Raw genomic sequence first — 24,755 nt, 5'->3', positions numbered from 1 at the left:
CACCTACTCATCTTCATCTAGCGTATCGCGATTAATTGGGCGCACCATTATTTCTACACGCCGATTTTTTTCACGATTTGCTGCGATATCATTTTTGGCGACGGGCCTGAATTCTCCGTAACCACGAGCGCTGAACTCGCCTGGGTTGACTTCGCTATTTTCTTGGATGATTGCTTCCATGAAATTAACAGCACGAGCTACACTTAGCTCCCAGTTGGAAGAGTAAATGGAGGTGCTTATTGGCACATTATCGGTATGTCCAGAAACAATTCCTTCCATCGTTCCTTTACCTTGCGCAAATAGTTCGCCAATTTCTTTTGCTATTTCTCGCTTCCCAGCAGATAATTCTGCACTCCCCGACTGAAATAAAATATCATCACGGATAGTAATCAATAGCCCTTCATCCGAGTATTTCGTCGTGATTTTTGCTCCCAAATGCTCTGCCGCTATATAGCTATCGATTTGTTTTTTAAATGCTTCAATCTTTTCTTCGTTTTGCTTTTTAAGTAAGGCCGCTGCTGCTTTTTTGGCTTTCTCTTGTTCATTTGCTTCCTTCTTTTTATCCTGCTCTTCCATCGCCTTCAAGACAGCATTCACATTGGGATCATCTGGTCCTTTTTCTTTGGATACATATGCTTGGTTGCCTGCCGCGCCTTCCTCGACAATTTTCTTAAATGCATTTCCCATTTGTTCAAATTTCTTTGCATCAACGGAACTGGAGGCAAACAGAACGATAAATAGCGCAAGTAAAAGTGTCAGCAAATCACTATATGGAATTAACCACGTTTCATCAACGTGTTCCTCCTGCGGTTTCTTGCGACGCTTGGCCACGCTCAATTTCCTCCACTTCTCTCGTTTTCTTCCCTTTTCCATTTCGCAGCACATCTTTCTCTTTTGGACTTAAAAAAGATAATAAACGTTCTTCCACAACACGTGGTGCATTTCGCTCTTGAAGCGCGACGACTCCCTCAATCATCATATATCTCAAATGCACTTCTTTTTGTGATTTTACTTTTAATTTATTGGCAAATGGCGTCCAAAGTACGTAACCAGTAAAAATACCGAAAATCGTACAAACAAACGCCGCGGCTATTGCTTCGCTAAGTTTATCTGGATTCGACATTTCGCCCATCGCATGAATGAGTCCCATTGCTGCTCCAAGTACACCGAGCGTCGGGGCATATGCTCCAGCTGATGCAAAAATCTTGGCATAAGCAGCATGACGTTCTTCCATGCTCGCCACTTCTTCTTCCAAAACATCCCGTAAAAATTCTGGGGAAGATTGTCCATCTACAACTAGACGCATGCCTCGTTTCATAAATGGATCTTCAATTTCATCGATAGAGTCTTCTAGCGCAAGTACGCCGCTACGCCTAATTTCATCAGCATATTCCTTGTACTGCACAAGTATCTCTACTTTGTCTGGCATCTTTTCTTTAGTGAAAAGAATTTTAAACAGTTTCGGCACTACTTTTACATCACTCCATGGGTGCGCCATCATAACAGCTGTAATTGTCCCAAGAATGATGACAATTAATGCTTCTGCGCTAAATAACATCGCCAGTGATATATTTTGAATCATAAATGAACCCGCAATGACTATCACTGCCAACACAAGCCCTATAATCGTTGTTATTTCCACGTTACTTCATCTCCCACCTACTTTTTTCAGCGAACTAATTCCACTTCGTTTAACCAAAAAGCAATTAACTCATTCTCCATTTCTGGTAAATGAACGAAAAACGCTTTAGCATCCGCTTCACTTGCAAATGCTTGCGAACGGTAGTTATCTTCTTCCACGCCTTTTAAAGCGAGAAAATAAAATGACTCGAGCCGACCAAGAATGACTTCTTTATCCCCGATCTCGTAACCTACTGTTTGTCTAATTTCAAATTCATTTGGTAAAAAAAGTTGCTCTTTCTTTTCAAGCATGAGAATTTGTTCTGCAAGTCCAGGTTTGTCCTCGAAAAACGCTAAATTTTTAATGTTTTCTATTCGTCCCATCTAACCAACTCCATTTCTTTTTTTGCTAAGTTTTTATGTAGAAAAAATTATTTAATGTGGCAAGTCCGTAGTCAGCTGGGTTTAAAATCTGTTCTGATCCTCCGATAAAAAGAACGCCACCACGTCTTAGTGAATCTGCAAATTTTTGGTACGCTTGATGTTTTCCTTCTGCCGTGAAATAAATCAACACATTACGGCAAACAATTAAATCAAAGCCTTTTTCATAATAATCGGTCAGCAAATCGTGCCGTCTAAAACGAATTGACTTTCGATATTTAGGCAAAATCTGATATGTATCCCCTTTTTCGATGAAAGAACTACGTCGTTCTTGTTCGTTTAATTCTTCCATTTGGCGGCTTTGATATTCTCCAATGACCGCGCGTTTTAAAATTGCCGGCTCAAGATCCGTTGCTAAAATATCATAATGTCCTGTGCCAACGGAACGTTCCATCATTATTGCTAGCGAATACGGCTCCTCCCCCGATGAACAAGCCGCGCTCCAAATCCGAAGCTTCCCGCGGCTATCTTCAAGTAACCTTGGAAGGACTAGTTTTTCCAGCGCATCCCAACGATTGCGATTACGGAAAAACGACGAAACATTAATCGTAATCAAACTAATAAATTCATCTAAAAGTCCAGCATCTTTTTTGAGATGTTTGAAAAATTCTCCAAACGTTATATATTTTTTCTTCACAATAAATGACAAAATCCGACGTTTCATTTGTGTTTCTTTATATAGCGCTAAATCTAAACCTAAGTCCCTTTTGACGACACGAGTAAAGTAAAGATAATCCTTTTCCAAATCTGGAATCATTCTTTTTCCCCTCCCCTTAGCTAGGTCGTTACTGACGAATTAATCCGGTTGCTTCTTTGTCGTACACTTTATCAAACATATTAACGACATTTTTGGAAGCTTGTACCATGCGCTGGTTATCCATCAGTTGTACCATCTCAACGCCTAAATCGACATTGGACGTTTCCAGTACACCGTTTTGAATATTCCCTTGTCCAGCTGGTAGATTCATGGTGTTTATTCCATTTACATGAAGCCTTCCTTCTCCGTCTTTCACTAAGTTGTCCACTTGATTTGCTGAAACAAATTTTGTTCCAAGACGTCCCAAGTATTGATTAGTTTCTGCATTATATAAATCACCGTTTGCCTCGGCTCGAATAGCTGTTTTTTGGCCAACTTGAATCGCTTCTCCTGTTGAGCTGAGTATATTGGCGCCGTCTGCCGTCCGCAAGAAACCAAATTGATCAGTATGGAACTGTCCGCCTCTTGAAAGAGAAATCTCACCATTTTTGGCAGTAATAAAAAAATTACTTCCTTGTTCTGGATTTGTGTCTTGCATAAAGAAATCTCGGTCGCGGTTCGTAATGTAACTTGATCCAGCCGTTAAATTAATATGTGCCGCAGCTGGTCGAACGCCGTAATCAATCGTTCCAACTTGCTTAGCGACAGGACTGTTCTGATAGTTCACCTTATTCCTCGAAATAATTTCACTTGTGAGCTGATCAAATTTAAAACCTGGCGTCTGCGCATTTGCCACGTTATTAGAATGAACCTGAATATGTTGCATATAGTTCATCATTCCAGCTGCTCCAATGTATAATCCTTTCATTCCAGTACCTGCCTCCTATCCGTCCCAACAAATCGTTCTGCCAACCAACGACTTTTTGGTCTGAAAATGTTTTCAGTTATATTTTGCCCGTCAGTCATATAGAGCACCGGCAAATTCGTTTCTTGCATCACCGTGTATAAATCACCAATTCGGGTTGTTTCATCCATTTTTGTAATAATAAAACCATCGATTGGAATTTCTGCTAGTTTTGGTAAAATCGTCATCACATCAGCACTTTTCATGCCAGAAGAAAATGTAAAACACGTTAAGTCTGGATGAACGACATTCGTATATGCAGCGATTTCACTTACCGATTCCTCCGCCAAATAATTCCTGCCAACCGTATCAATCAAAATATGATCCACACCACTAACATACGTCATGTACTGCACGGCTTCTTCTAGTTCAGCCGGGCTCGTCGCAACGATAAGTTCCACATCGAGTTTGTCCGCATAACCTTGAAATTGCTCTACTGCACCTGAGCGGAAAGTATCTGTTGTGATAAAACCAACTGTCCGGTTTTGTTTTAAGAGCTGCCATCCAAGCTTTACAAGCGTAGTCGTTTTACCAACACCCGTCTGCCCTATTAACGAAATGATTCGGTGATTACTTAAATCAAATGAATCTTCCACCGCTAATTTTCCGGATAAATAAGGGACAAACCAATCTGTAATATCATCCAAATGCGCTGTTTCTACTTGCTTAAATTGCTTCCGACCCGCCTGCATAAAGTCCGCCACATACGTATCACTTATTCCTCGGCTCTTCAAAAATTTCACGAAATCACTGTTTTGCTCACGTTCTTCCCGCATTTTCACAGCAAGCTCTCGGTTTAACGCTGCCAGTTCAAGGCGCATAGTCGAAAGCTCTTCTTCCTGTGTTTTGCGTTCCTCAAGGAGTGGTGTTGACTGAGCAAGTTCCGCCCCCGCGGCAAGCATCTCTAGTAGTTTTTCCTTTTTTAATAAATCGTCCGTTTTTGGTCTCGTTTTCACAACCGATTTTTGAAACGTTTCCTGGAAGTCCATTCGACCATCAGCTATCGCCACTTCACTCATAATGACCGCCGTCACTTCATATTGTTTCTTAAAAATCCCAAGCTTTGTGACACGTTCATCCGTAATTTTATATGGCTCACTTGTCGCTAAGCGTATCTTTTTATGTATTTCTCGCTTAGAGTTCGCCTTAAAAATTTCCATCTTTTCTACTAAATGTTTTCCCATTTCTACGGATTACCTCCCTCATCAAGTTGGTTCAATCAAAGCAATTTGCTCCACTTCTGTTTCCGGCGACAGTTCACTAATAGAGAGCACCGGTACATCCAATTGATACCTTTCTAGAACTCGTACAAAGCCAAAACGAAAATCTTTCCGTCTTGTTAAAATGACTGGTTCGCGTCCAGTAAGTTGCGCTTTATTTACGGTATCTCTAACTTTTTGGATGATTGGTAGTTCTTTATCGAGCGCCCAGTTCAGCGCGTAGCCATAATACGGCGTGTTAACAATTTCCGTATCCATCTCAATCGAATCTTGTAAAAGTAGCGCGTAAATTTTGCCATCTTGGTTTTTCGCTTGCTCACAAATGACTTTTGAAATCCGCTCCCTGACAAAAGCTGTAATGCCATCAAGATCATTCGGATAAATCGTTTGTCCATCAATAATCCCTTCGACAATCGTTGGCAAATCGCGAACCGATATCCCTTCTTTCAAGAGTTGTCGTAGCACCCCTTGAATTAGCGAATAATCAATTTCTTTTTTCTTAATTTCATCAATTAAAATTTGATTTTCATCAGCAAGACCATCAATTAAATCTTTAATTTGCTGGCGCATCAGTAGTTCATGCAAGTTCTTCCTTAGCACAACATCCAAATGCGTAATTAAAATACTAAGCGGCTCGAGCACTTGATAGTTTTTCATTTGCGCGTCTTCTAACTCTCCTGGCAAAATCCAGTAACCATCCTCCCCGAATATCGGATCCTTGGTCGGCTCCGCATCGAGATCCATCATCACACCCGGCGTTTTCAGAGCTAACAAATGACCCGCTTTCAAAACGCCACTCGCAACCGCCACGCCTTTGACTTTAATTTCATATTTTCCGCGCGGCTGAAAACTCGTATTATCTTTAAAATTAATCCCCGGAACCCCAATACCTAAGTCTTGTAAAATCGATTTCCGCATTAAGACAACTTTATCTTTCGCCGTTTCTCCGTTCATTTTTTGTTTCACGAGTGCCGCGATATTTAAGCCAAGTTCAACAACCACTGGGAATTTTTCTCGCGCTGCGCCAAATGCTTGGTTATGCTCTGCCTCAGCCGAATTTGTTTCCGACTGAATAAGTTCCATTTCTTTTTCCAGTTCCAACTGTTCTTTTTTCTTTAAATTGAATTGCGTACGATAGCCGATTATTCCAAGTACTACGCCAATCCCGACAAATGGAATCGTTGGTAGTGGGCTAAATACACCCATTAAGATAAACATGGCAGCGAGCGTATAAACGACCACCGAGTTTTGCATTAATTCTTTGAAAATCCCGACTGCAACGTTATCATCTGATCCGTCAAATACCCGAGTAACAATAACCCCTGCAGACATCGCCATTAAAAGTGAACCAATCTGGCTCACGATGCCGTCCCCGATTGTTAACTCCGTATATTTCACCGCAGCTTCCCCGAACGAAAGCCCACCTTGGACCATACCGACAATTAAACCAAACACAATATTAACAACAGCAAGCAAAACGGTAAAAAGAACGTCCCCTTTTACAAATTTCCCAGCTCCGTCCATTGCCCCGTAAAATTCGGTTTCCATATTCAAGTATGCGCGTTTTTCTTTCGCTTCCGGTTCTGTAATCAACCGTTGATTCAAATCCGCATCAATCGCCATTTGTTTACCCGGCAAAGCATCCAGCGTAAATCTTGCTGCTACTTCTGCTGTTCGCGAAGAACCATTTGCCACAATAAATTGAAAGACAATTAGAATAATAAAAATTACAATCCCAACAACAAAGTTACTGCCAATAACAAAGTTTCCGAATTGCTTAATTACTTGTCCTGGATCTCCAGTAGTCAAAATCGCTCTCGTTGTCGAAATATTTATCGAAACCCGAAATATCCCCATCAAAAGTAGCAAAGAAGGAAATGACTTTAATTCATTCCAATCTTTAATTGATGTGGCACGCATGTAAACTAACACAGAGAACGCCAAGATCGTCACAAGCACTAAATCCAACACAAATGGAGGTAATGGCACAATAAGTGCAATAACAAACGAGACCGCAATCAAGATAGCAAAATATTTTTTTATAGCACCTAAATTCCCCATTTTGAAACCTGCCTTTTCTAAGTTTAGAAAGGTCGCTCATATGTTGTTAGAACTTGATTTTGTCTGCGTCCATCAATTCTTTCATCACTTCAATAACATCTTTATATAAATCTTCTTGTATGTATTCATCTGGATTCGTCGTATAGTAAATACTTCGTGCCAGTTGTCTATTTGTAATCATTGGCACCCCGTCCGTATCCGCCACCTGACGAATAAATAGTGCCAGCTCGTCTTCCCCTTTAACGAGCAATTTCGGTGCATGATCTTTTGTTTTGTCATAACGCATCACAACGGAAATATGTGTCGGGTTGTTCACCACAAAAGTCGCGTCCGCCATTTTTTTCGTAATCGAACCTTGGAGAAGCCCACGCGCAATGCTTCTTTGGCGCTGTTTCACTTCCGGTCGACCTTCTGAATCTTTCATTTCGTCCTTAATTTCTTGCTTCGACATCCGCAAGCCTTTTTTATAGTCATAGCGCTGGTAAAAGAAGTCAAGCAGCCCAATTACCGCGATTACTAAGAATAAAGCTAGAAATTCATTTTTGAATAAAGCGAAAATTTGCCCGAGGGAGTAAAGCCAATTTTGTCCGGTGTAACTAATGAGCGTATCTAAGTGATCCCGAAAGCCAATGTAAGCTACATAAGATAGTAGTGTAATTAACAGTAAGGCTTTCACAACCTCAACAATTCCTTTGACACTAAACACACGCTTAAAGTAGTTCGCTGGATTTAGTCGTTTGAATTGAGGTTTCACAGCCTTCGCGGAAAATAAAATCCCGACTTGCACCCCGTAGTTCATCAATCCGAAAATCACAACCATCACCATAATTGGCATCAACACTTTGCCAAACTCCATCAAGTAAAACAAACTGTAACTTTCCATGTTCGCAAGCTTTGGAGGCTGTTTCAAAAGAGCAACAAATGCTTGGATTGTGTTTTTAATAAACATTTCTCCAAAAAAATAAAGAAGCCCAGCTACAATCAGCAGTGAAAAAGCATTATTAAGTTCTTTACTTTTCGCCACATTACCTTCGTTTCGAGCTTTCTTAATGCGGCGCGGCGTTGCTTTTTCTGTCTTATTATCCTTCGCCAAGCTTTTTTCTCCTCCCTATTTTTTCAGTAAATAATCAAAAAACGACACATATTGTTGAATCATCTCATCTGTCAAATTTTTAAAAACTGTACTCAAGATAGGAACCGCGCACGCAAGGATGAAAATCCCAAACGTAATTTTTATAATAAATGCATTCATAAAAATGTTGATTTGCGGAGCGCTCTTAGAGATAAAAGCAAGAATAATATTAACGATAAAAATACTACCCATAATCGGAAGTGCAATCGAAACCGCTGATGCGAGCGCAAAACCAAGCGTCCCGAGCAGCAAATCAATAAACCCTTTTTCAAATAAAATCGAAACCGAAGCCGTAAATTCAAACGATTTCATTAAGTAATAAATTAAGTAATCCATGCCTTGAAGTGACAAGAATATTACGACAAAGAAAGTATCTAAAATCGCAGCAGTAATCGAGTTTTGCGTCCCGTAAGATGGATCAATCAAGTTTACTTGCGAAAAACCTAAATCATAATCAATCATAAAACCAGCCATTTTTGGAATTACCGCAATAATTTCCACTAATTTCGCCAGCGCTAATCCAAATACCACTTCAGACGTTACCCGGAGTAGTAAATCAGGTAGCGTTGTAATGTTAGAAACATCCACCCAGGTTGCAACTGGAATGGAGATTGCCATTCCGAATACCACTTTGACACTGTTCGGAATGTTACGCCCTTTTAAAAGCGGAAAGAAAAATAAAAAACTGGCAACTCGGCTGAAAACAATCACTACAGCAAGGAAAAATTCAAACTCCATGTTTACACCCTAATCATCAGGGGTAATTTGGAAAAGATTCCTACAAATAAATCCGTCATGTGTTCAAACATCCACGGTCCAAGAATAAAGAGCGCCACTACAAAAGCAATAATCTTCGGTAAAAACGTCAGCGATTGGTCTTGAATCTGCATCATCGCCATCAAAATCGCTACCACAATTACGACCACGATACAAATGAGCGACACCGGCAAAATAAGCGCCAGCCCACTATAGAAAAAATCTTGAAAAATTTGCGTAATCGGCGTTAAATTCATTTTGCTACTCCCTTAAAAGTGAATTGTTTGAAAAATCATGTTGGTAATCAGTCCATATCCGCCAATGAAAATAAAAACAAGAATCTTAAATGGTAAGCTAATGGTCATCGGCGGCACCATCATCATCCCAAGATACATCAATAATGTACTAACAATTAAATCTATAAAAATAAACGCTAAGTATATAAACATCCCAGTCAAAAAGCCTTGGGTAATCTGTGTCAAAATAAACGCAGGCATTAAAGCCATAAGAGGGGCATCTTCTTTTTTAGTTACTGGGTCTTCTCCTTCTGCTTTCAACATCATGTTAATATCATGCTTATATGTATTTTCCGCGACATATTTTGTTAGAAGTGGTTGTGTTTCGTCCCATACTTTGGATGCGCTCCACTCTTCCTTTTGCGAAGGTTTATATACATCGTCATACCAAGCTGTAATTAAAGGTTGCATCATAAACAAAGATAAAAATAACGCCAGCCCTACAAGCACTTGATTGGGCGGTAAGTTTGTCGCACCAAGCCCCTGCCTCGTTAAACCAAGAACGATAATACAGTAAGTAAAGTGTGTGAACATTAATACAATCGATGCAGACAAAGAAAGGACCGTAACTAGTACAAACAGCGCCACACTAGAATTAACTCCATCCGTCCCATTCACACCAAGTGAGTCCAGCCAACTTTCGGCATGCACATTCACACCTGGCCAAAAGACAACCAATGAAATTGCAAAAATAACAATAAAAGATACTTGAAATACTTGTCTAGAAGCTATCTTACGCATTTTCCTTAGTCTCCTCTTTCAAAAGTAATTCTCGGAAAAGTGCTTCATTTTGGTCATTTTTTCCTTTTAATGACACTGTTCGAATATCATTATTGGAAATAATCGCCAGCACTTTTTCCCCATCTGCCTCTAGAAGAACTGCACGTAACTGATGAGAGATTAAAAGGGTGTCTTTCAACTTTATAAGGTCATTTTCGCTTTTTCTCGTGCGATTCGCTTGCTTGTTTTTCTTAACTAAAAAATAAGAAATTCCAGCAAGTACTGCTAAAAGTACAATAATTTTTAAAAGTGACAAAAAATATTCCATTCAAATAAGGTAAATTCACCTTTCACTCCCTTCATCAGATTACAAAAATAAATCATTTTTTCAAAATATATATCAATAAAGTGTTTTTTGTAACTGCAATATAAAATTTTACACCAAATCCTGAAAAAATCTATACTTTTTTTAAAAAATGAAATTGTGTGTAAAAATAAAAAAACAGCCATTGTAACAGCTGTATCAAAGGAAAACTTCTCATTATTCGATTTATATTTTTCTATTTAACTCAAAAAAAGGTTCTTCATACCCAATCCTTTTGACCTACTCACGTTCCCTTTACACAACCAACATATATTGTTATTATAAAAATAAACAGAAAATCAATAATACTATAGGATAGAGAGGTATGTGATTGTATGCCTAAATCAGAAATAAGAAAATTACTTCAAGAAATCAAAAAACAAGTAGATAATCCGGGGAATTCATCTACTACTGAAATTAAAAAAATGGCTTCAGAAGCTGGCATTAACGAACAAACTGCCGCAGAAATCTACCAATTACTCACTGAATTTTATCAAGCCGTGGAAGAATACGGTGGAATCGAAAAATATATGCATTCCAATATTAGTTGGTTAAAAATCGAATTAGAACTACTTTCCGCATGTTACCAAATTGCTATTTTAGAAGATATGAAGGTCCTTGATATCTCTGAAATGCTTAGTCTAAACGATTTGCGGATTTTCCCAAAGACTCCAAGCCAACTACAAAACACCTATTACAAACTAAAAAAAGAACTTATCCAAGTAGAAGATATTCCGAAAAATAAGCCAGGAAGAAAAAGAAAAACACAAAAGAATACGAAAAAAGAAAAAACCAACATTTTCGGAAAAGTAGTTCCAGCTGAATTCAAAGCGCCAACTTCCATCAAAGAACAAATCAGCTACGACAAATCACGCGAAAAGAATCTAGTTGATTTACTTTCCGGCGTTAAAAGCAATGTTCAACTTTTAAGTGAAAATCAAGGTGAAGAAAACAATGTATATGACTTACTAAAAAGCATCTACTCACTCTCTTCCCTTGCCGTACAAAAAGAAGAACTCGACAAAAAATATCAAGATCTTCAAACAAAATACCATGAATTGGAACAAGAAAACTCCTACTTAAAACAACAAAACGAAACAATGACCGACTCGTTCCATACACTAGTGTTACAAGTAGCTGATTTCGCTTATGCCAGTGATTTAGACCAAATCCAAGCACTACCACTTTTCAGCCAGCAACTTGTTGTAACACTGAATCAACTTGGTGTATTCAAAGAAAATTATAAACAAATGTAAGTTAGGAGAGGGGTGTTACGATGTATATCGAGATTTATACAGTAAATGGTGAATCAATTCGTCTTGATGACGATGCAAAAATTAATAACATCAGCATCCACGAATTATCCAAAGCAGACCTAAAAAACCTTTTTAACGAAAAATGTATCGAGTTAACGAAATACGACTTAACTTACTTTATTAATACAAATCAAGTGAATTGGTTCCTTGTAAGCGAAGGAATCCATTAAAAAAACGAGCTAGAATTAACTTCTAGCTCGTTTTTAATATTTAAATATCAAATTCACTATCTAAATCACCGTATTGGTTTGGTCCATCACTTTCAAGACACATAAAGACAAGCATAATAATTCCACCAACAAACGGAATTAAATTAAACAATACGAATAAACCACTTTTCCCTGCATCATGTAAACGACGAACCATCAGACTAATTGTTGGAAGTAATATCGCTAGTAAGTATAACCATACAAGAACCATCATAAAGAGCGCCCCACCACTACTCGCAATACCAGTTCCCCCGAGAGCACTTTCCATAAATATAGAAATGCCAAAAATAAGAGCTAAAAAGTATAATACTGCAAAAATAATTGTATTCCAAAGAACGACAAACCAATAGGCAGACCGCGGAGCTCGCCCACTAAAGTTAACGTAATTTTTCCAAAATGATTTATAAGCTTCTAAAAATCCCATATTTCCTCCTATGTATATAAATTTACTGTTCTTCTAAGAATATACGTCCCCACTCCATTATACAAGCTTATGCTATAAAAATTCATAAAATGGACACAATTCAATTTCCCTAGAAAACCGAGTCTATATTCACGGGTCTTTAAGCCTATAATTAGCAGAAATAAGGAAAATTTAAATATAAGCAATAATAAACCTTTACATAAAAAGAACAATTTAAGATGGCAATAGTTAACAACATAAAATCAATTCCAGACCGCCGTTATTTTTCCACAAAAAAATACTCCTAGTGGTTGCTAACAACCGCTAAAAGTATAAAAGGGAGTTTAAGGTAAGTAAGACAACCCACTACAAAAAAGGGAGAAAAAGTAATGGCATTGTCGTTGCTTATGGTTATATAATACCCGCCTTACTCAATTCCAACCCTTTTTTAGTATTAAAATTAGATGACGAATTTAACTAAAATGCAACAGAAGCTCTCTATCAATAAACGATTACAACAAAAAAAGCACTTGGATAAATATTTCATTCCAAGTGCTTTTTTTAATTTACGATTCCTTATGATTTTTATACCATTCTTCTGCTTTTGAAGTGGCAATTGGGATGGCACGACTTTCTGGGTAGCCATCTTTTAAGAGCGCATTGCCGATTTCAATAGCTTTTTCGCGTTCGGTCTTTCTTAGATTTTTCCACGAATCTGGATAATCATTTTTTGTCCACGGCACGAACTTTCACCTCGCTTTTAATTAATAGGAGCACCGCCAGTAATTCCGTATACTTGACCGGTTGTATAGCTTGCTTCATCTGATGCCAGTAGTACATAAGCGCTCGCAAGTTCCGCTGGTTGACCTGCTCTTCCAAGGGGCTGATCTTGGCCAAATTCTGGAATGCTATCTTGCGGTTGCCCACCAGAAATTTGTAGCGCCGTCCAAATTGGTCCAGGTGCAACTGCATTAATGCGGATTCCTTTTTCACCTAGTTGATCTGCTAAACTTTTTGTCAGCGAAATTAAACTGCTTTTTGTCATTGCATAGTCAACAAGGTGAGCGCTTGGTTTAACGCCTTGAATGGAGGACGTTAAAATGATACTTGCTCCTGCTTTTAAGTAATTAAGTGCTTCTTGAATTGCGAACACAACAGAGAAAACGTTCACTTCAAATGTATCACGCAATTGTTCAGCTGGAAGTTTTTGAATATCTAATTGATATTGTTGTAGTCCAGCATTCAGTACTAGAATATCTAGTCCACCTAACTCGTTATATGCTTTTTTCACTAAATCTTTCGCTAAACCTTCTTTTCGTAAATCACCTGGTAATAAGATACATTTCTGTCCAGCTTCTTCAACAATTGCTTTAACTTCCTGTGCATCTACTTCTTCATCCGGATGATAATTTATCGCGACATCAGCACCTTCTCTAGCATAGGCAATAACCGCAGCACGACCTATTCCGGAGTCGCCCCCTGTTACAAAAGCTTTTTTCCCGGTAAGTTTATTAGCGCCTTGATAACTTGATTCACCGGTATCTGGTACAGGTGTCATTTTACTTTGCAAACCAGGATAATCTTGCCGTTGTTTTTCAAATTTTCCCGTATAGTATTTGTTTACTGGATTTTCTTTATTCATCATTATTCCTCCTATATTTTTGCAACGTAACCCATTACTAGATAAGCTACGAAGATTATTAAAATAGCTAGTATAAGTATCCACCAAATATTAGCACCAAGTTTTCGCTTCACTTTCTTATTCCCCATTTTAATTACCCCCTCTTATTACTTAGCTTTTCCCTAGTAGTTTTGAGCTAAAACGCAAAACATCGAATTGAAAAAGAATTGTAGCAAACTTGAAAAAAAGAGAAAACGGAAGCCCGCTCTCTCTTTAAAAAATTTCTATTAACTTCTCAGTCCTCTTCCTTTATTGATTAAATACCAACAAATCGAGTAAAGTACTACAATAAACAAAATGAGAATTGATAACGAAACTACCACTGGTACATCACTAACACCTAGAAAACCATAGCGAAACCCAGAAATCATATAGACAATCGGGTTTACTTTAGAAATAGCTTGCCAAATTGGAGGTAGCATAGAAATCGCATAAAATACCCCACCTAAATAAGTTAATGGCTGTAACACAAAAGTCGGAACAATCGATACATCATCAAATGATCTAGCAAAAATCCCGTTGATTAACCCTGCAAGTGAAAATAAAATGGCAGTCATTAAAAATGTGATAATTCCAATTGACCATGAATGAATGTGTAATGGCACAAAAACCATCGAAATAAGTGTAACGAGCGCCCCAACTAAAACACTTCTACCAATCCCGCCAATCAAAAAGCCCCAGATAATAATATGGGTTGGTACCGGCGCCACAAGAATTTCTTCAATATTTTTCTGAAACTTCTGCGAGAAAAAAGAAGATGATACATTGGCGTAAGAACTCGTAATAACAGACATCATGATCAGCCCAGGAACGATATATTCCATATAAGAAAAGCCGTTCATATCACCAATCCGACTACCAATCATTTTCCCAAAAATAATAAAGTAAAGCGACGTCGTAATGACTGGTGGCACAAGTGTCTGTACCCAAATTCGCATATAACGGTTGGTTTCTTTCGCCGCTAAACTTTTTAGCGCTGTATAATATAGATTAAACATGTTTCTCCCCCACTTGATGTTTTTCTTCTGTAATTTTTAAAAATAGTTCTTCCAGACGATTCGATTTATTACGCATCGAAAGCACTTTAATACCGTGTTCGCTTAGTTGCTCAAAGATATGATTGACCCCTTGGTTTCGTTCCACCTCAACAGATAATGTTTGTTTATCTTCAAAAACATGATTATAGCCCGTAATTTCGAAAGCTTCTTCATATGGCTCTAAATCGAAAATAAACGTCTCAAATTGTAATTTAGAAAGTAGTGATTTCATGCTGGTATTTTCAATCAACTCCCCAGACTGAATAATACCGATATTACGACAAAGCATTTCCGCCTCTTCTAAATAATGCGTCGTCAAAATAATCGTCGTACCGCTTTCGTTCAATTCTCTTAAAAACGTCCACATCTCACGTCTAAGTTCAATATCAACACCAGCAGTAGGTTCATCTAAAATAAGCAACTTCGGTTCATGCATGAGAGCACGCGCAATCATCAAGCGACGTTTCATCCCGCCTGAAAGCATCCGCGCACGTTCATTCCGTTTCTCCCACAAATTCGATTGCTTTAAGTATTTTTCGCTACGTTTGATGGCTTCCTTCCGAGAAACCCCGTAGTATCCAGCTTGATTAACGACGATTTGTTGAACTGTTTCGAATGGATTGAAGTTAAATTCTTGCGGAACCAGCCCGATTTGCTGTTTTGCCCGGACAATATCTGTATCGAGATCATAGCCAAATACGCTTACTTCACCTGATGTTTTATTAACTAGCGAAGTAATAATACCAATCGTCGTTGATTTCCCGGCACCATTAGGACCAAGCAGTGCATAAAAGTCCCCTTCTTCTACCGTTAAATCTACACCGCGTAACGCTTCGACCCCAGTGGAATAAATTTTTCTTAACCCTTTTATTTCAAGTGCATAAGTCATGTAATTGCTGTCTCCTTATAAATTATGATTCCTTTATTTTAGCACTTATTCGCTAATAAGAAAAAATAATCGTCTTTTCACTGAAATGAACGCGAAAAGACGATTATTTTGATTTAATATCTACTCATCGTTCTTCTTGATACTCCTAAAATTAGTAAGAACCAGCCAACGACAAAGCAAACACCACCGATAGGCGTAATCGCACCTAAAACGGATACTTTGGAAATACTTAAAATGTACAAACTGCCGGAGAAAAAGACAATTCCGATCGAAAATAAAATTGCTGCCCAAGCATAAAGCCGACTAGCTTGTTTTTCCATTAGTAATCCAACGATTAAAATACCAACTGCGTGAAACATTTGGTACTGAACCCCTGTTTCCCAAGTACTCGCATAACTTCCAAGCATGTCTTTTAAAGCATGAGCCCCGAAAGCCCCGAGTAAAACTGCCAGCCCTGCAAAAACAGCTCCAGTAATAATTGTTTTTTTCATACTTTCCCCCTAAAAATCAAGCAACGAATCTCCGTTCGCGCCGTCTTCTAACTCTATTTTTTTACCATCCATACTTGCGATTTGCGCCGGTTCTGTTGGCTGTATAGCTATCGGTTCTACTGCCGTACTTCTCTCATCGCTCGTTTTTGCAAGCTGAACAAGCAACATCAAACCATGCAAGTGCTTATCTTGGCTCGCTTTGGTAGTTGCTGCTTTTGCTTTCGCTAATTCACTTTCCATTTGTTCAAAAATCTTTGAATCTGAAATAATCATTTTTCCGCAACCTCAATTGTTTTAATTACGCGAGCTGGATTACCTGCGACAACCACATTATCAGGAAAGCTTTTCGTTACAACTGCTCCTGATGCAACCACGACATTATTTCCAAGTGTAACACCCGGATTAATAATTGCTCGACCACCAATCCAAACATTATCGCCAATTTCCACTGGTTTACCAAGTTCAAGCCCACTATTACGTTCTACTGGATCAAGCGGATGCGTGGCTGTATAAATATGAACTCCTGGCGCCATCATACAGTTATCACCAATATGTACTTCACAAACATCTAAAATCACACAATCAAAATTAGCATAAAAATTTTCGCCAACATAAATATTAGAACCGTAGTCTACTCGAAAATCTGGTTCGACATAAACATTTTCTTTCGTTCCGCCAAATAGACGTTTCAGCACGCTTTTACGAGACTCTGAATCCATTGTATCGTTAATCTCTCTGCAGAACTTACGCGCACGACTTCTTCCGTGTACAAGCTCTCTGTCGCTAGGATTATACATTTCTCCTGCAATCATCTTTTCTAGTTCTGTCTTCATCCTGACACATCCAATCCACGTTTTATTCTTATCCATTATAACTAAATGAAAGACAGAAATATAGTAAAGTAATCGCAACACCCAAAAAACTACGCGCAGCTACCTTTTGTGCATTTTTCTTAAAAAAATGATATTCTAGTGAGGTAGGTAAAATTGGGGAGGAATTTAATATTATGATTAAAGTTATTGCTTCAGACATGGATGGCACTTTACTTAACTCTGATATCGAGATTGCACAAGAAAACGTCGAGGCAATCGAAAAAGCTCGCGCCAAAGGAATTCATTTCGTTCTTTGTACTGGGCGTATGTATGATGATGCCATGGGTTTAATTAATAAAGTTAATTTATATGCACCAGCTATTTGTATGAATGGTGCAGAAATCCGCGATGAACATGGCAAAATAATTTTACAACATCCGATAGATAGAAACTTAGCACGAAACACTTACAACACCTTGACAGAACTTGGCATGTATACTGAATTTTTCACTGATATGGGCCCAATCACAACAGATAAAGCTCGCGGTAAAGAATTCATGATTGAAATGCACAAACGCATACACCCAGACATTCCAGCAGAAACGATTATGGATAAAGTAGAAGAACGCTTTGAATCAAAAGACGTACACGAAATTCCTGATGTAGAACGCATTTTAGGCAATAAAGATTTAACGATCCTTAAATTTATTTCCTTCTCTTCTGATAAAGATATTCTTCTAAAAGCGAAACAAAAATTAGAAAAAGAATCCGAACTATCCGTAACATCTTCTTTCTCCGATAATATTGAAATCACGCACCGCGAAGCACAAAAAGGTATTTCTTTACAATATTATGTAGAAAAATTAGGCGTAACACTTGATGAAACTTTTGCAATTGGAGATAATATGAATGATATTTCAATGCTAAAAATGGCTGGTTATAGTGTTGCTATGGGTAACGGCGAAGAAGAGGTAAAAGAATTAGCAGAACACGTAACCCTTTCCAATGATGAACACGGCGTTGCAGCAGCTATTTATAAAATGTTAGAAACAAATGACTAATATTTATTCTTAGGAGGAAATACGAATGACAATCAAAAAAACATTAACCATTGCAGGTTCTGATTCAAGTGGCGGTGCTGGTTTACAAGCAGACTTAAAAACATTTGAAGAATACGGCACTTATGGTTTTAGCGCAATCACAACAATTGTAACAATGGATCCAGACAACAACTGGGCACACGGCGTGACACCAATTGATGCGCAACTTGTTCGTGAACAATTAAAAACAATCCTTTCTGGCGGCCCAGTTGACGCAATGAAAACAGGAATGCTTGGTTCAATTGACATCATTAAAGCAACTCGAGAAGCCATCGACAAATACGATTTAAAAAATGTTGTAATCGACCCAGTTATGGTTTGTAAAGGTGAAGACGAATTAATCCAACCAGAAAACGCCGAGGCTATCCGTGATTTGCTGCTTCCAAAAGCAACAATCACAACACCCAATCTATTCGAAGCAGGCCAATTGTCCGGTCTTGGTAAATTAACTACATTAGATGATATGAAAGAAGCAGCAAAAAAAATCATCGAATTAGGTGCTAAATACGTAGTTATCAAAGGTGGAAAAGCTCTAGAAAGCGACAAAGCAATTGATTTACTATACGATGGTAAAGAATTTACTATTTATGAAGTAGAAAAAATCTCTCCAAGCCACAATCACGGTGCTGGTTGTACTTTTGCAGCCGCTATCACAGCTGGACTTGCAAAAGGATTAACAGTTGAAGAAGCTGTCGCAAAAGCAAAAGATTTTGTCACTGCAGCTATCAAAGGTGGATTTGCACTAAACAAATTCATCGGTCCTGTTTGGCATGGTGCATATAATAAAGCCGAAAATAGATAATACAAAAACCGCCCAGTGCTCGGGCGGTTTTTTGTTTTCTAAAAATACCATTCTATCTTTATTTTACTTTTTTAGTTCTATGAAGGAATACAAATAATCCACCTAACAAAAGGATGCCCAAGCCTACTAATAAGCTGCTTTCTAATACGTTATCTCCAGTTTTTGGAAGTGATTCTTTTGGTTGTGTTGTAATTTTATTAGAAGCCTTTTCTTGTGTGGTTACTTTTTCTGCTTTAGGACTTTTCACTTGGGGTTGCGCTTCTTCTTTCACTGTACTGTTACTATTATCATCTGTTGCTTTCCTATTATTGGTATCATCTGTTGTCGAAGTATTATCGGATGAATTAGTTTCATCATTTGTATCTGCTGAATTGTCAGGAGCCGGTGTGACATCTGTATCATCATTTTTTTCATAAACATACGTAACCGTTTGTGCCTCTTTACTAAACACTCCAGTTGCATTATTAGGTGTTTCCTTTAAAGTCCAACCATCAATCGTTTTTGCTTCTGAAGTATAGTTATCATCCACATTACCACTCAATGTTTCAACAGATGCTAGTTCATTTCCTTCTGTGTCAACGTATTTTACAGTAATATCCGCTCCAACTTCTACTTTCTTAAATGGTACTTGCAAATAAACTTGATCACCATCTTGTTCAAAAGTGACTAATTTACTTAGATTTTCTTGATACATTGCTTCATCAAATTTATATCCTTCAAAGTTTCGTGTAATATAATCTAAATCAAAATTCGCTGGTGTTAGCCCAACTGCCTCTTCAAATTGAGCGGCATCTATATCTCCGTTCATGTAATCTACCATATAATGTAGCAAATCGTTCCATAAAATAGTAGGCGCTTCGGGAGTATTTCTCAAATCTTTATAAGTCGTATTTTTCGCTAAATCACCGAATGTTACGGTGTCAGATGGGACACCATCTGGGTAGGCATAACTTAAGTCTAATGCGGACTTAAGTTCTCGGCGGCTACCATCAGGAGTATAAAATGAAATACCAACCGTTCCTTTATTTACTTCACTTTTCGTTTTTGAGTAGGTGTACGTAACTGTTTGATTAGTTTCAGCAAACTGACCATTTTGATTGCTAGGAAGTTTTGTTTCGTCTACTTCATATCCATCAATCGTTTTTGGTTCTGAGGTATAGGCTGTATTTAAATCACCGGTTTTCACTGTATCCTCTGCTAATTTATTTCCATCACCATCTACATATTGGATAGTTGTTTTAGATTTTGTGTTTACCGAATAATTGAAAACTCCACCGTTACCTGCCCCGTCGTAATATTCAAGGCTAATGCTGCCTGTTCCAGCTTTTGTTGGTGTTCCTGAAAGTATTATGTCTGCATATTGATAGTGCGTGCCGTCTTCACTTAGCGGTCCATATTTCACATCATAACTAATTCCGTTCATATTAGATAATGTTACTTTCACGTCAGAAATATAGCTGCCCCATTCACTATTTGGTAATGCTTGATCTTGAAGATGTATCGTTTTGGTAATTTCTTCTCCAACCGTTTGTTCTAAATCACTGGTAGCAGTTAAGGCTTGCTTGTTTACGGATATTTTTGGCACAGTAGCTTCTTTTTTTACCTGTTCTTCTCCATTTAAACTTGTTGCGAAAACTTGGAATGGTGTCTGGAAAACTAAAGCTGTACCGAGAAATATTGCTCCTATTTTACCTAATTTCATTTTTTTGCCCCTTCAACTTTATAATTTCAAGTTTTCTAAAAGTTGTAATTATCGTATAGGTCTTACTTGATTTGTAAAGTATATCAAAGCTGAAGAGAGCTAATATGTGTAAAATACACTCCATAATATCAATCATGTGTCGTTTTTTCGAATTATTAATTTCGCCAGCAATTGCTGCTTTTTTATTCTATAACCAATCCACATTCTCGCTATTTATAAATCGCGAAATGCGGACAAGTATTTGATTACCATTGATTTTAACCTGTCCTTTTCTTTCTAACTTTTGTAGGTATTTGTATAAACTTTTCCTCGAAATATTACTATAAAGCGACAATTTATTCTTATTAATATAATCAGGCAGTAGATAAAACTCATTTTTCACTTCTAATTCTAAACTTTGGCATAACTGCTGCAATGAATATGCTAATCGATCCTCTGATTTAAGATCATTTTTCATTAATTCGAACATAAAACTCGCGGAATTATCCATAATCGCTCGCATTAATTTTTCAGAATAAGAAGGTTTGTTCGCTGCATGATTAAGAAAGAATTCACGATGTAGTAAAACAATTTGAGCAGGAGTTTCAGCAACTAGCTTTAATTTATTTTGCACTCTTAATTCGTATGGAGATTGATATATGACATTATTCTTCCTAAAATAATGCAGAATTTGTTGATGTTCATTTTCCATACGTAAGACACCTTCTAAAACTAAAATAAAATGCGCCTCTAATTTTTGTATTTCAAATACTTCCGATATATTTAGGTCTTCTCTAATAATCCAAACTTTTTCTAGGATATTATGTTCTAACTCTCCTATCAACGTTGACCAGTCGTCCATTTGCCTCACCACCATCAAGTTTATATTTTCCTAACTGCATTCATATTTTGTTAATATACCCTTTTATCCATAAAAAAATCGTTTCTCGTGTTTCTAAAAATACGAATGATTCAAATTTGCAATTTATCTCTTCTCTAGTGGTTTTAAGCTGCAACCAGCACAAAAAACGCAAGTGAATTCACTTGCGTTTTTTGTCTATTTTCTTCTAAGCAAATACCATGCTCCCAAACAAAGAACCCCACCTAAGATAGCTTTCGAATGTGTATCCCCTGTTCTCGGAAGTTGCGTTGTTTTCTTGATAACAATATTCTCTTTGGTTTTTTGCTTAGTAGGCTTAGTAGGCGTCTCAGCTGGATTTTCTTCTATAACAATTGGCGCTTTTTTTGCTTCTACAATATGCACGATAAACGTTACTGGATCAGCTGGGATACCATCTTCATTTACTGCATTCAGTGTCACAGTATAGCTTCCCGGCGTTTGCCATTTCACTTTATCAGGAGCATCAGAAGTAATAGCTGAGTTATCATTAGTATCTGCGCGAACTTCTTTTAATAGCTCTGTTTCATTTTTTATTATTGTGGAATCATAGGTTATATCTGGATCCACCGTAATAATTGGTGCTGGACTCTTTAAAATATGAACGATAAATGATTTTGCTTCTGCTGCCACGCCGTCTTCATTTACCGCATTCAAGGTAACCTCATAATCACCTGGCACACTCCATTTTACTTTATCATTCATATCTGAAACAAGAGGTGAACCATCGTTTGTTTTGGCGTTCACTTCTTGAAGGAGTTCCGCTTCCGTTTTAGTCATTGTTTTCGGATACGTTATTTCTGGGTCTACTGTAATAATTGGTGCAGGGCTTTTCAAAACATGAACGATAAATGATTTTGCTTCCGCTGCAACGCCATCTTCATTTATCGCGTTCAAAGTAACTTCATAATCGCCTGGCACGCCCCATTTTACTTTATCGTTAATGTTAGAAGTTATCGTCGAATCATCATTTGTTCGCGCATTTACTTCATTTAGTAATGTACTCTCATCTTTTGTCACTGTTTTATCGTAAGTTATTTCTGGGTCTACTGTTATGACTGGTGCGGGATTTTTGGAAATCTTAATTGTTACGGGAACCGGATCTGCTACTTGATTATCCTCATTCACTGCGGTTATAAGAACTGGGTAATCTCCCGGAATCCCCCATTTCACATTCGCTAAATCACATTTTATATCAGCTGGAATATCTGTTTTTGCTTCCACATCTTCTAAAAACTCTTCCATTGTCCTATTCACTGTTTTACTATATTCGATTTCAGGAAGTGCGCTAATGACAGGTTTTTGGAGTGCTTTTATTTTGTATAAAACATCATTTTGGTAGCCACGCTTTATTTGAATACTTAAATTATCCGCTGTTTCAGATAGTTTATTAGGAGAAGTTACCTCTAATAATTTATATTTATTAGTATTCAAAAGAGTATCATAGGCGTGTTTATCCACGTTTTGGACGGAGTTATGTAAAAAAGGTTCTGCTATTTCAAATTTACCGTCTTGATTGACTTTTCCTGGGGTTGTTACAGTACTATAATCATCAAAAGTAACCGGATTGCCTAATTCATCCTCAAAACGTGTCGTTACTTTCCCAAAAAAAGCAGCTGTCATTTTTGTATCAGCATTATTCACTGGATAGAATTCTAATGACTTAGTAGCTGATGATACGGAAGAAAGACTAACCAAGTATGGATCTGTTGTTCCAGGTTTCCCGTCCACATTCGTATCAATATCAAAACTAACACGTGTTTTAGTAGAAATACCTTTAAACGGAATAGTGCAATTCATTTGGAAAATAGGACCGCCTACAAATGGAGTTCCAACATCGTATGTAATCGTGCCATAATCCACGCCTTCTATACCAACTCTATAAATCTCCTTTGCTTCATCCCAAACCTCAACTTTAATATTTTGCACATTTCCAAGCGGAATTCGTTTTTCAAAAAGCGGATATGATACTAAAATTTCTGTTTCGTAATTCACTTTGCTACTCGGCTTTTCATATACTAAAATCGCATGATATAAATCGCCACTTTTTTTAGAAAAATCGCTAATTCCAACTGGTGGCCAGTCACTTGCCATATTTACGTTCAATTCCACACTGCTCGTCCCAATATTTTTAAAATTTTTCGCAGCGCCACTATAGGAAAGATTAATAACGTTTTTATCGCCATGCGCCGGCATCACCTGTATTTTAAAATTCGCATCAAAGCTTTTTATAAAAAAAGACTCTGAATCTTCTGTAAAAACAAAGTGCAATGTTGGCGAGCCGTTAATTTTTTCTACAGTAACCTTACCAACTACTTGTTCGTTAGTTCCCGCTGTTGGGTCAACATCCACTTTCAAATCATAGGCTTTCTCTGTAGAGAGTAAAGCGTCAGATGATAAAGTAATATTAAAGTAGTCCCCTTTTTGGAAAGAATTCCCTCCAAAAGCTACTTCTAAAAAATAATTGAGTTTTTCATTATAGTTTTCCTTCGCCGTTAGATTTTGACCATTTGATTTATAAAAACTGACAGATTTAATGAGATCATCTCTCTTATTATTACTGTCTGCTTTTGCGGACCAATCCACCGGCGCTAAAATTATCGAACAAACTACACTAAGCGCGATAATAATATGTAAAATTTTCTTCAAATACATCTCCTCCTTTGTAGTATGGTTTGTCTGCCTCAATTTCCCCTGTTTTCTTACGTATCCTTGTAGCTAACTAAGAACAATTATACCTACTATGAGGCCCGTTTCAGTCCATTAATATAAGCAATTCCATCTTAAATGTGACTAAAAATCAACAAAAAGTACTCCAAAGAAAACATTTCTCTGTTAAACATAAAAAAACAGTTATCCTCTATTTATAATTAAGAGAATAACTGTTTTTCGTGATTTCAATGCAACCACTTTCATTCCAATACAAAATTCAATCTTTACTAGGGGGATTTTCAAAAACCGCAATCGCTTCTGTCAAAATAGACAACTCTTCCTCAAGTAATACTCGCTGTTTTTTAAGTTCCTGTGCTTGCAAGATATTTAAGATTTCGTTCGATTCAATATTATCATCATTATTAAATTTTTTAACCCATTTTCCAAAAGTTGAGTTAGGGACACTAAATTCCTGACAGATACTATGCTTCGTTTTTCCTCTGCGATATAAAGCAACCAAACTTTTTTTAAAATTCTCGTCATATTTTGCTTTAGCCATAAAACTTCCTTCTT

Annotated in this window: 28 protein-coding genes; 4 read left to right on the top strand and 24 right to left on the bottom strand. The window is 37.5% G+C overall.

Annotation, left to right across the window (positions count from 1 at the left end; translation table 11 throughout):
- Nucleotides 1-3: 3 nt before the first annotated feature.
- From HCB38_RS02410 to HCB38_RS02355, 12 genes are read right to left on the bottom strand one after another with little or no spacing between them, the layout of a single operon-like run.
- Nucleotides 4-831 (bottom strand): flagellar motor protein MotB, encoded by an 828-nt coding sequence (locus HCB38_RS02410; RefSeq protein ID WP_185318165.1) that lies wholly within the window; start codon nucleotides 829-831, stop codon nucleotides 4-6.
- Nucleotides 791-1,642 carry a flagellar motor stator protein MotA gene (gene motA / locus HCB38_RS02405; protein WP_185637443.1) on the bottom strand — a complete coding sequence of 284 codons (852 nt, stop codon included), beginning with the start codon at nucleotides 1,640-1,642 and terminating at the stop codon, nucleotides 791-793. The genes HCB38_RS02410 and motA overlap by 41 nt, the downstream gene beginning before the upstream one ends.
- Nucleotides 1,643-1,668: 26 nt before the next feature.
- Complete coding sequence (locus HCB38_RS02400) at nucleotides 1,669-2,004, bottom strand: DUF3964 family protein (RefSeq protein ID WP_185318164.1); 336 nt, start codon at nucleotides 2,002-2,004, stop codon at nucleotides 1,669-1,671.
- Between the two features lie 25 nt (nucleotides 2,005-2,029).
- Nucleotides 2,030-2,818, bottom strand: a complete 789-nt coding sequence (locus tag HCB38_RS02395) for a CheR family methyltransferase (RefSeq protein ID WP_185618577.1) — start codon at nucleotides 2,816-2,818, stop codon at nucleotides 2,030-2,032.
- Nucleotides 2,819-2,846: 28 nt separating this feature from the next.
- On the bottom strand, nucleotides 2,847-3,626 hold the full coding sequence (locus tag HCB38_RS02390; protein WP_185318162.1) for a flagellar basal-body rod protein FlgG: 780 nt from the start codon (nucleotides 3,624-3,626) through the stop codon (nucleotides 2,847-2,849).
- Nucleotides 3,623-4,846 (bottom strand): flagellar biosynthesis GTPase FlhF, encoded by a 1,224-nt coding sequence (gene flhF / locus HCB38_RS02385; RefSeq protein ID WP_185318161.1) that lies wholly within the window; start codon nucleotides 4,844-4,846, stop codon nucleotides 3,623-3,625. The genes HCB38_RS02390 and flhF overlap by 4 nt, the downstream gene beginning before the upstream one ends.
- A 21-nt stretch (nucleotides 4,847-4,867) precedes the next feature.
- Nucleotides 4,868-6,943 (bottom strand): flagellar biosynthesis protein FlhA, encoded by a 2,076-nt coding sequence (locus tag HCB38_RS02380; protein ID WP_003721800.1) that lies wholly within the window; start codon nucleotides 6,941-6,943, stop codon nucleotides 4,868-4,870.
- A gap of 46 nt (nucleotides 6,944-6,989) precedes the next feature.
- Nucleotides 6,990-8,036, bottom strand: coding sequence for a flagellar type III secretion system protein FlhB (flhB, locus tag HCB38_RS02375; protein WP_003721799.1), 1,047 nt, complete (start codon nucleotides 8,034-8,036; stop codon nucleotides 6,990-6,992).
- Nucleotides 8,037-8,051: 15 nt separating this feature from the next.
- Nucleotides 8,052-8,813, bottom strand: a complete 762-nt coding sequence (locus HCB38_RS02370) for a flagellar biosynthetic protein FliR (protein WP_185318160.1) — start codon at nucleotides 8,811-8,813, stop codon at nucleotides 8,052-8,054.
- 2 nt (nucleotides 8,814-8,815) lie between these two features.
- Nucleotides 8,816-9,088 (bottom strand): flagellar biosynthetic protein FliQ, encoded by a 273-nt coding sequence (locus HCB38_RS02365; protein WP_003718817.1) that lies wholly within the window; start codon nucleotides 9,086-9,088, stop codon nucleotides 8,816-8,818.
- 12 nt (nucleotides 9,089-9,100) lie between these two features.
- Nucleotides 9,101-9,868, bottom strand: a complete 768-nt coding sequence (locus HCB38_RS02360) for a flagellar type III secretion system pore protein FliP (protein ID WP_185637442.1) — start codon at nucleotides 9,866-9,868, stop codon at nucleotides 9,101-9,103.
- The gene (locus tag HCB38_RS02355; protein WP_003729398.1) at nucleotides 9,861-10,175 is read right to left on the bottom strand and encodes a hypothetical protein; all 315 of its coding nucleotides are present in this window, start codon (nucleotides 10,173-10,175) and stop codon (nucleotides 9,861-9,863) included. The genes HCB38_RS02360 and HCB38_RS02355 overlap by 8 nt, the downstream gene beginning before the upstream one ends.
- Nucleotides 10,176-10,546: 371 nt before the next feature.
- Here HCB38_RS02355 and mogR point away from each other — a divergent pair, with 371 nt between their 5' ends.
- Nucleotides 10,547-11,467 carry a motility genes transcriptional repressor MogR gene (gene mogR, locus HCB38_RS02350; protein ID WP_185637441.1) on the top strand — a complete coding sequence of 307 codons (921 nt, stop codon included), beginning with the start codon at nucleotides 10,547-10,549 and terminating at the stop codon, nucleotides 11,465-11,467.
- A gap of 20 nt (nucleotides 11,468-11,487) precedes the next feature.
- Nucleotides 11,488-11,697 (top strand): lmo0673 family protein, encoded by a 210-nt coding sequence (locus HCB38_RS02345; RefSeq protein WP_003721793.1) that lies wholly within the window; start codon nucleotides 11,488-11,490, stop codon nucleotides 11,695-11,697.
- A gap of 40 nt (nucleotides 11,698-11,737) precedes the next feature.
- Here HCB38_RS02345 and HCB38_RS02340 read toward each other — a convergent pair whose 3' ends face one another.
- The 8 genes from HCB38_RS02340 to HCB38_RS02305 all read right to left on the bottom strand — a co-directional run bounded on the left by HCB38_RS02340 (nucleotide 11,738) and on the right by HCB38_RS02305 (nucleotide 17,070).
- Complete coding sequence (locus HCB38_RS02340; RefSeq protein WP_185618579.1) at nucleotides 11,738-12,160, bottom strand: DUF805 domain-containing protein; 423 nt, start codon at nucleotides 12,158-12,160, stop codon at nucleotides 11,738-11,740.
- Between the two features lie 545 nt (nucleotides 12,161-12,705).
- Nucleotides 12,706-12,882, bottom strand: coding sequence for a DUF2188 domain-containing protein (locus tag HCB38_RS02335; RefSeq protein WP_185637440.1), 177 nt, complete (start codon nucleotides 12,880-12,882; stop codon nucleotides 12,706-12,708).
- Nucleotides 12,883-12,899: 17 nt separating this feature from the next.
- The gene (locus tag HCB38_RS02330; protein WP_185318155.1) at nucleotides 12,900-13,784 is read right to left on the bottom strand and encodes an SDR family oxidoreductase; all 885 of its coding nucleotides are present in this window, start codon (nucleotides 13,782-13,784) and stop codon (nucleotides 12,900-12,902) included.
- A 263-nt stretch (nucleotides 13,785-14,047) separates the two neighbouring features.
- A complete protein-coding gene (locus tag HCB38_RS02325) occupies nucleotides 14,048-14,818 on the bottom strand; it encodes an ABC transporter permease (protein ID WP_185318154.1) in 771 nt (256 codons plus the stop codon).
- A complete protein-coding gene (locus HCB38_RS02320) occupies nucleotides 14,811-15,746 on the bottom strand; it encodes an ABC transporter ATP-binding protein (protein WP_003765547.1) in 936 nt (311 codons plus the stop codon). The genes HCB38_RS02325 and HCB38_RS02320 overlap by 8 nt, the downstream gene beginning before the upstream one ends.
- Nucleotides 15,747-15,859: 113 nt before the next feature.
- Nucleotides 15,860-16,237 (bottom strand): DUF423 domain-containing protein, encoded by a 378-nt coding sequence (locus HCB38_RS02315; RefSeq protein WP_185318153.1) that lies wholly within the window; start codon nucleotides 16,235-16,237, stop codon nucleotides 15,860-15,862.
- A gap of 9 nt (nucleotides 16,238-16,246) precedes the next feature.
- Nucleotides 16,247-16,510, bottom strand: coding sequence for a DUF5327 family protein (locus HCB38_RS02310; protein ID WP_185637439.1), 264 nt, complete (start codon nucleotides 16,508-16,510; stop codon nucleotides 16,247-16,249).
- Entirely contained in the window at nucleotides 16,507-17,070 is a 564-nt protein-coding gene (locus HCB38_RS02305) for a maltose acetyltransferase domain-containing protein (RefSeq protein ID WP_185318151.1), read from the bottom strand. The genes HCB38_RS02310 and HCB38_RS02305 overlap by 4 nt, the downstream gene beginning before the upstream one ends.
- A gap of 173 nt (nucleotides 17,071-17,243) precedes the next feature.
- Here HCB38_RS02305 and HCB38_RS02300 point away from each other — a divergent pair, with 173 nt between their 5' ends.
- Together HCB38_RS02300 and pdxK are read left to right on the top strand one after the other, a co-directional pair.
- Nucleotides 17,244-18,110, top strand: coding sequence for a Cof-type HAD-IIB family hydrolase (locus tag HCB38_RS02300; RefSeq protein ID WP_185318150.1), 867 nt, complete (start codon nucleotides 17,244-17,246; stop codon nucleotides 18,108-18,110).
- 25 nt (nucleotides 18,111-18,135) lie between these two features.
- On the top strand, nucleotides 18,136-18,951 hold the full coding sequence (gene pdxK, locus HCB38_RS02295; protein ID WP_185637438.1) for a pyridoxine/pyridoxal/pyridoxamine kinase: 816 nt from the start codon (nucleotides 18,136-18,138) through the stop codon (nucleotides 18,949-18,951).
- A gap of 58 nt (nucleotides 18,952-19,009) precedes the next feature.
- On the opposite strand, the gene HCB38_RS02290 is transcribed toward pdxK, so the two are convergent.
- The 4 genes from HCB38_RS02290 to HCB38_RS02275 all read right to left on the bottom strand — a co-directional run bounded on the left by HCB38_RS02290 (nucleotide 19,010) and on the right by HCB38_RS02275 (nucleotide 24,741).
- Nucleotides 19,010-20,653 (bottom strand): MucBP domain-containing protein, encoded by a 1,644-nt coding sequence (locus HCB38_RS02290; RefSeq protein ID WP_185637437.1) that lies wholly within the window; start codon nucleotides 20,651-20,653, stop codon nucleotides 19,010-19,012.
- Between the two features lie 187 nt (nucleotides 20,654-20,840).
- Nucleotides 20,841-21,494 (bottom strand): cyclic nucleotide-binding domain-containing protein, encoded by a 654-nt coding sequence (locus tag HCB38_RS02285; RefSeq protein WP_185637436.1) that lies wholly within the window; start codon nucleotides 21,492-21,494, stop codon nucleotides 20,841-20,843.
- A 195-nt stretch (nucleotides 21,495-21,689) separates the two neighbouring features.
- Nucleotides 21,690-24,179: a LapB repeat-containing protein gene (locus HCB38_RS02280; RefSeq protein ID WP_185637434.1), complete on the bottom strand. Its 2,490-nt coding sequence runs from the start codon at nucleotides 24,177-24,179 to the stop codon at nucleotides 21,690-21,692.
- Nucleotides 24,180-24,459: 280 nt separating this feature from the next.
- The gene (locus HCB38_RS02275) at nucleotides 24,460-24,741 is read right to left on the bottom strand and encodes a transposase (protein ID WP_003765800.1); all 282 of its coding nucleotides are present in this window, start codon (nucleotides 24,739-24,741) and stop codon (nucleotides 24,460-24,462) included.
- Nucleotides 24,742-24,755: the final 14 nt, after the last annotated feature.

Origin of the sequence: Listeria farberi, assembly GCF_014229295.1 — a bacterium.
Classification (GTDB): Bacteria; Bacillota; Bacilli; order Lactobacillales; family Listeriaceae; genus Listeria; species Listeria farberi.
The sequence above is the reverse complement of the archived record's forward strand: the minus strand, read 5'-3'. Positions and strand labels throughout refer to the sequence as shown.

What these genes read in the sequence shown, in the direction of transcription:
- HCB38_RS02400 (WP_185318164.1), bottom strand. Translation starts at nt 2,004, where the DNA reads ATGGGACGAATAGAAAACATTAAAAATTTAGCGTTTTTCGAGGACAAA.
- HCB38_RS02395 (WP_185618577.1), bottom strand. Translation starts at nt 2,818, where the DNA reads ATGATTCCAGATTTGGAAAAGGATTATCTTTACTTTACTCGTGTCGTC.
- HCB38_RS02390 (WP_185318162.1), bottom strand. Translation starts at nt 3,626, where the DNA reads ATGAAAGGATTATACATTGGAGCAGCTGGAATGATGAACTATATGCAA.
- flhF (WP_185318161.1), bottom strand. Translation starts at nt 4,846, where the DNA reads ATGGGAAAACATTTAGTAGAAAAGATGGAAATTTTTAAGGCGAACTCT.
- HCB38_RS02380 (WP_003721800.1), bottom strand. Translation starts at nt 6,943, where the DNA reads ATGGGGAATTTAGGTGCTATAAAAAAATATTTTGCTATCTTGATTGCG.
- HCB38_RS02370 (WP_185318160.1), bottom strand. Translation starts at nt 8,813, where the DNA reads ATGGAGTTTGAATTTTTCCTTGCTGTAGTGATTGTTTTCAGCCGAGTT.
- HCB38_RS02365 (WP_003718817.1), bottom strand. Translation starts at nt 9,088, where the DNA reads ATGAATTTAACGCCGATTACGCAAATTTTTCAAGATTTTTTCTATAGT.
- HCB38_RS02360 (WP_185637442.1), bottom strand. Translation starts at nt 9,868, where the DNA reads ATGCGTAAGATAGCTTCTAGACAAGTATTTCAAGTATCTTTTATTGTT.
- HCB38_RS02355 (WP_003729398.1), bottom strand. Translation starts at nt 10,175, where the DNA reads ATGGAATATTTTTTGTCACTTTTAAAAATTATTGTACTTTTAGCAGTA.
- mogR (WP_185637441.1), top strand. Translation starts at nt 10,547, where the DNA reads ATGCCTAAATCAGAAATAAGAAAATTACTTCAAGAAATCAAAAAACAA.
- HCB38_RS02345 (WP_003721793.1), top strand. Translation starts at nt 11,488, where the DNA reads ATGTATATCGAGATTTATACAGTAAATGGTGAATCAATTCGTCTTGAT.
- HCB38_RS02340 (WP_185618579.1), bottom strand. Translation starts at nt 12,160, where the DNA reads ATGGGATTTTTAGAAGCTTATAAATCATTTTGGAAAAATTACGTTAAC.
- HCB38_RS02330 (WP_185318155.1), bottom strand. Translation starts at nt 13,784, where the DNA reads ATGATGAATAAAGAAAATCCAGTAAACAAATACTATACGGGAAAATTT.
- HCB38_RS02325 (WP_185318154.1), bottom strand. Translation starts at nt 14,818, where the DNA reads ATGTTTAATCTATATTATACAGCGCTAAAAAGTTTAGCGGCGAAAGAA.
- HCB38_RS02320 (WP_003765547.1), bottom strand. Translation starts at nt 15,746, where the DNA reads ATGACTTATGCACTTGAAATAAAAGGGTTAAGAAAAATTTATTCCACT.
- HCB38_RS02315 (WP_185318153.1), bottom strand. Translation starts at nt 16,237, where the DNA reads ATGAAAAAAACAATTATTACTGGAGCTGTTTTTGCAGGGCTGGCAGTT.
- HCB38_RS02310 (WP_185637439.1), bottom strand. Translation starts at nt 16,510, where the DNA reads ATGATTATTTCAGATTCAAAGATTTTTGAACAAATGGAAAGTGAATTA.
- HCB38_RS02305 (WP_185318151.1), bottom strand. Translation starts at nt 17,070, where the DNA reads ATGAAGACAGAACTAGAAAAGATGATTGCAGGAGAAATGTATAATCCT.
- HCB38_RS02300 (WP_185318150.1), top strand. Translation starts at nt 17,244, where the DNA reads ATGATTAAAGTTATTGCTTCAGACATGGATGGCACTTTACTTAACTCT.
- pdxK (WP_185637438.1), top strand. Translation starts at nt 18,136, where the DNA reads ATGACAATCAAAAAAACATTAACCATTGCAGGTTCTGATTCAAGTGGC.
- HCB38_RS02290 (WP_185637437.1), bottom strand. Translation starts at nt 20,653, where the DNA reads ATGAAATTAGGTAAAATAGGAGCAATATTTCTCGGTACAGCTTTAGTT.
- HCB38_RS02285 (WP_185637436.1), bottom strand. Translation starts at nt 21,494, where the DNA reads ATGGACGACTGGTCAACGTTGATAGGAGAGTTAGAACATAATATCCTA.
- HCB38_RS02275 (WP_003765800.1), bottom strand. Translation starts at nt 24,741, where the DNA reads ATGGCTAAAGCAAAATATGACGAGAATTTTAAAAAAAGTTTGGTTGCT.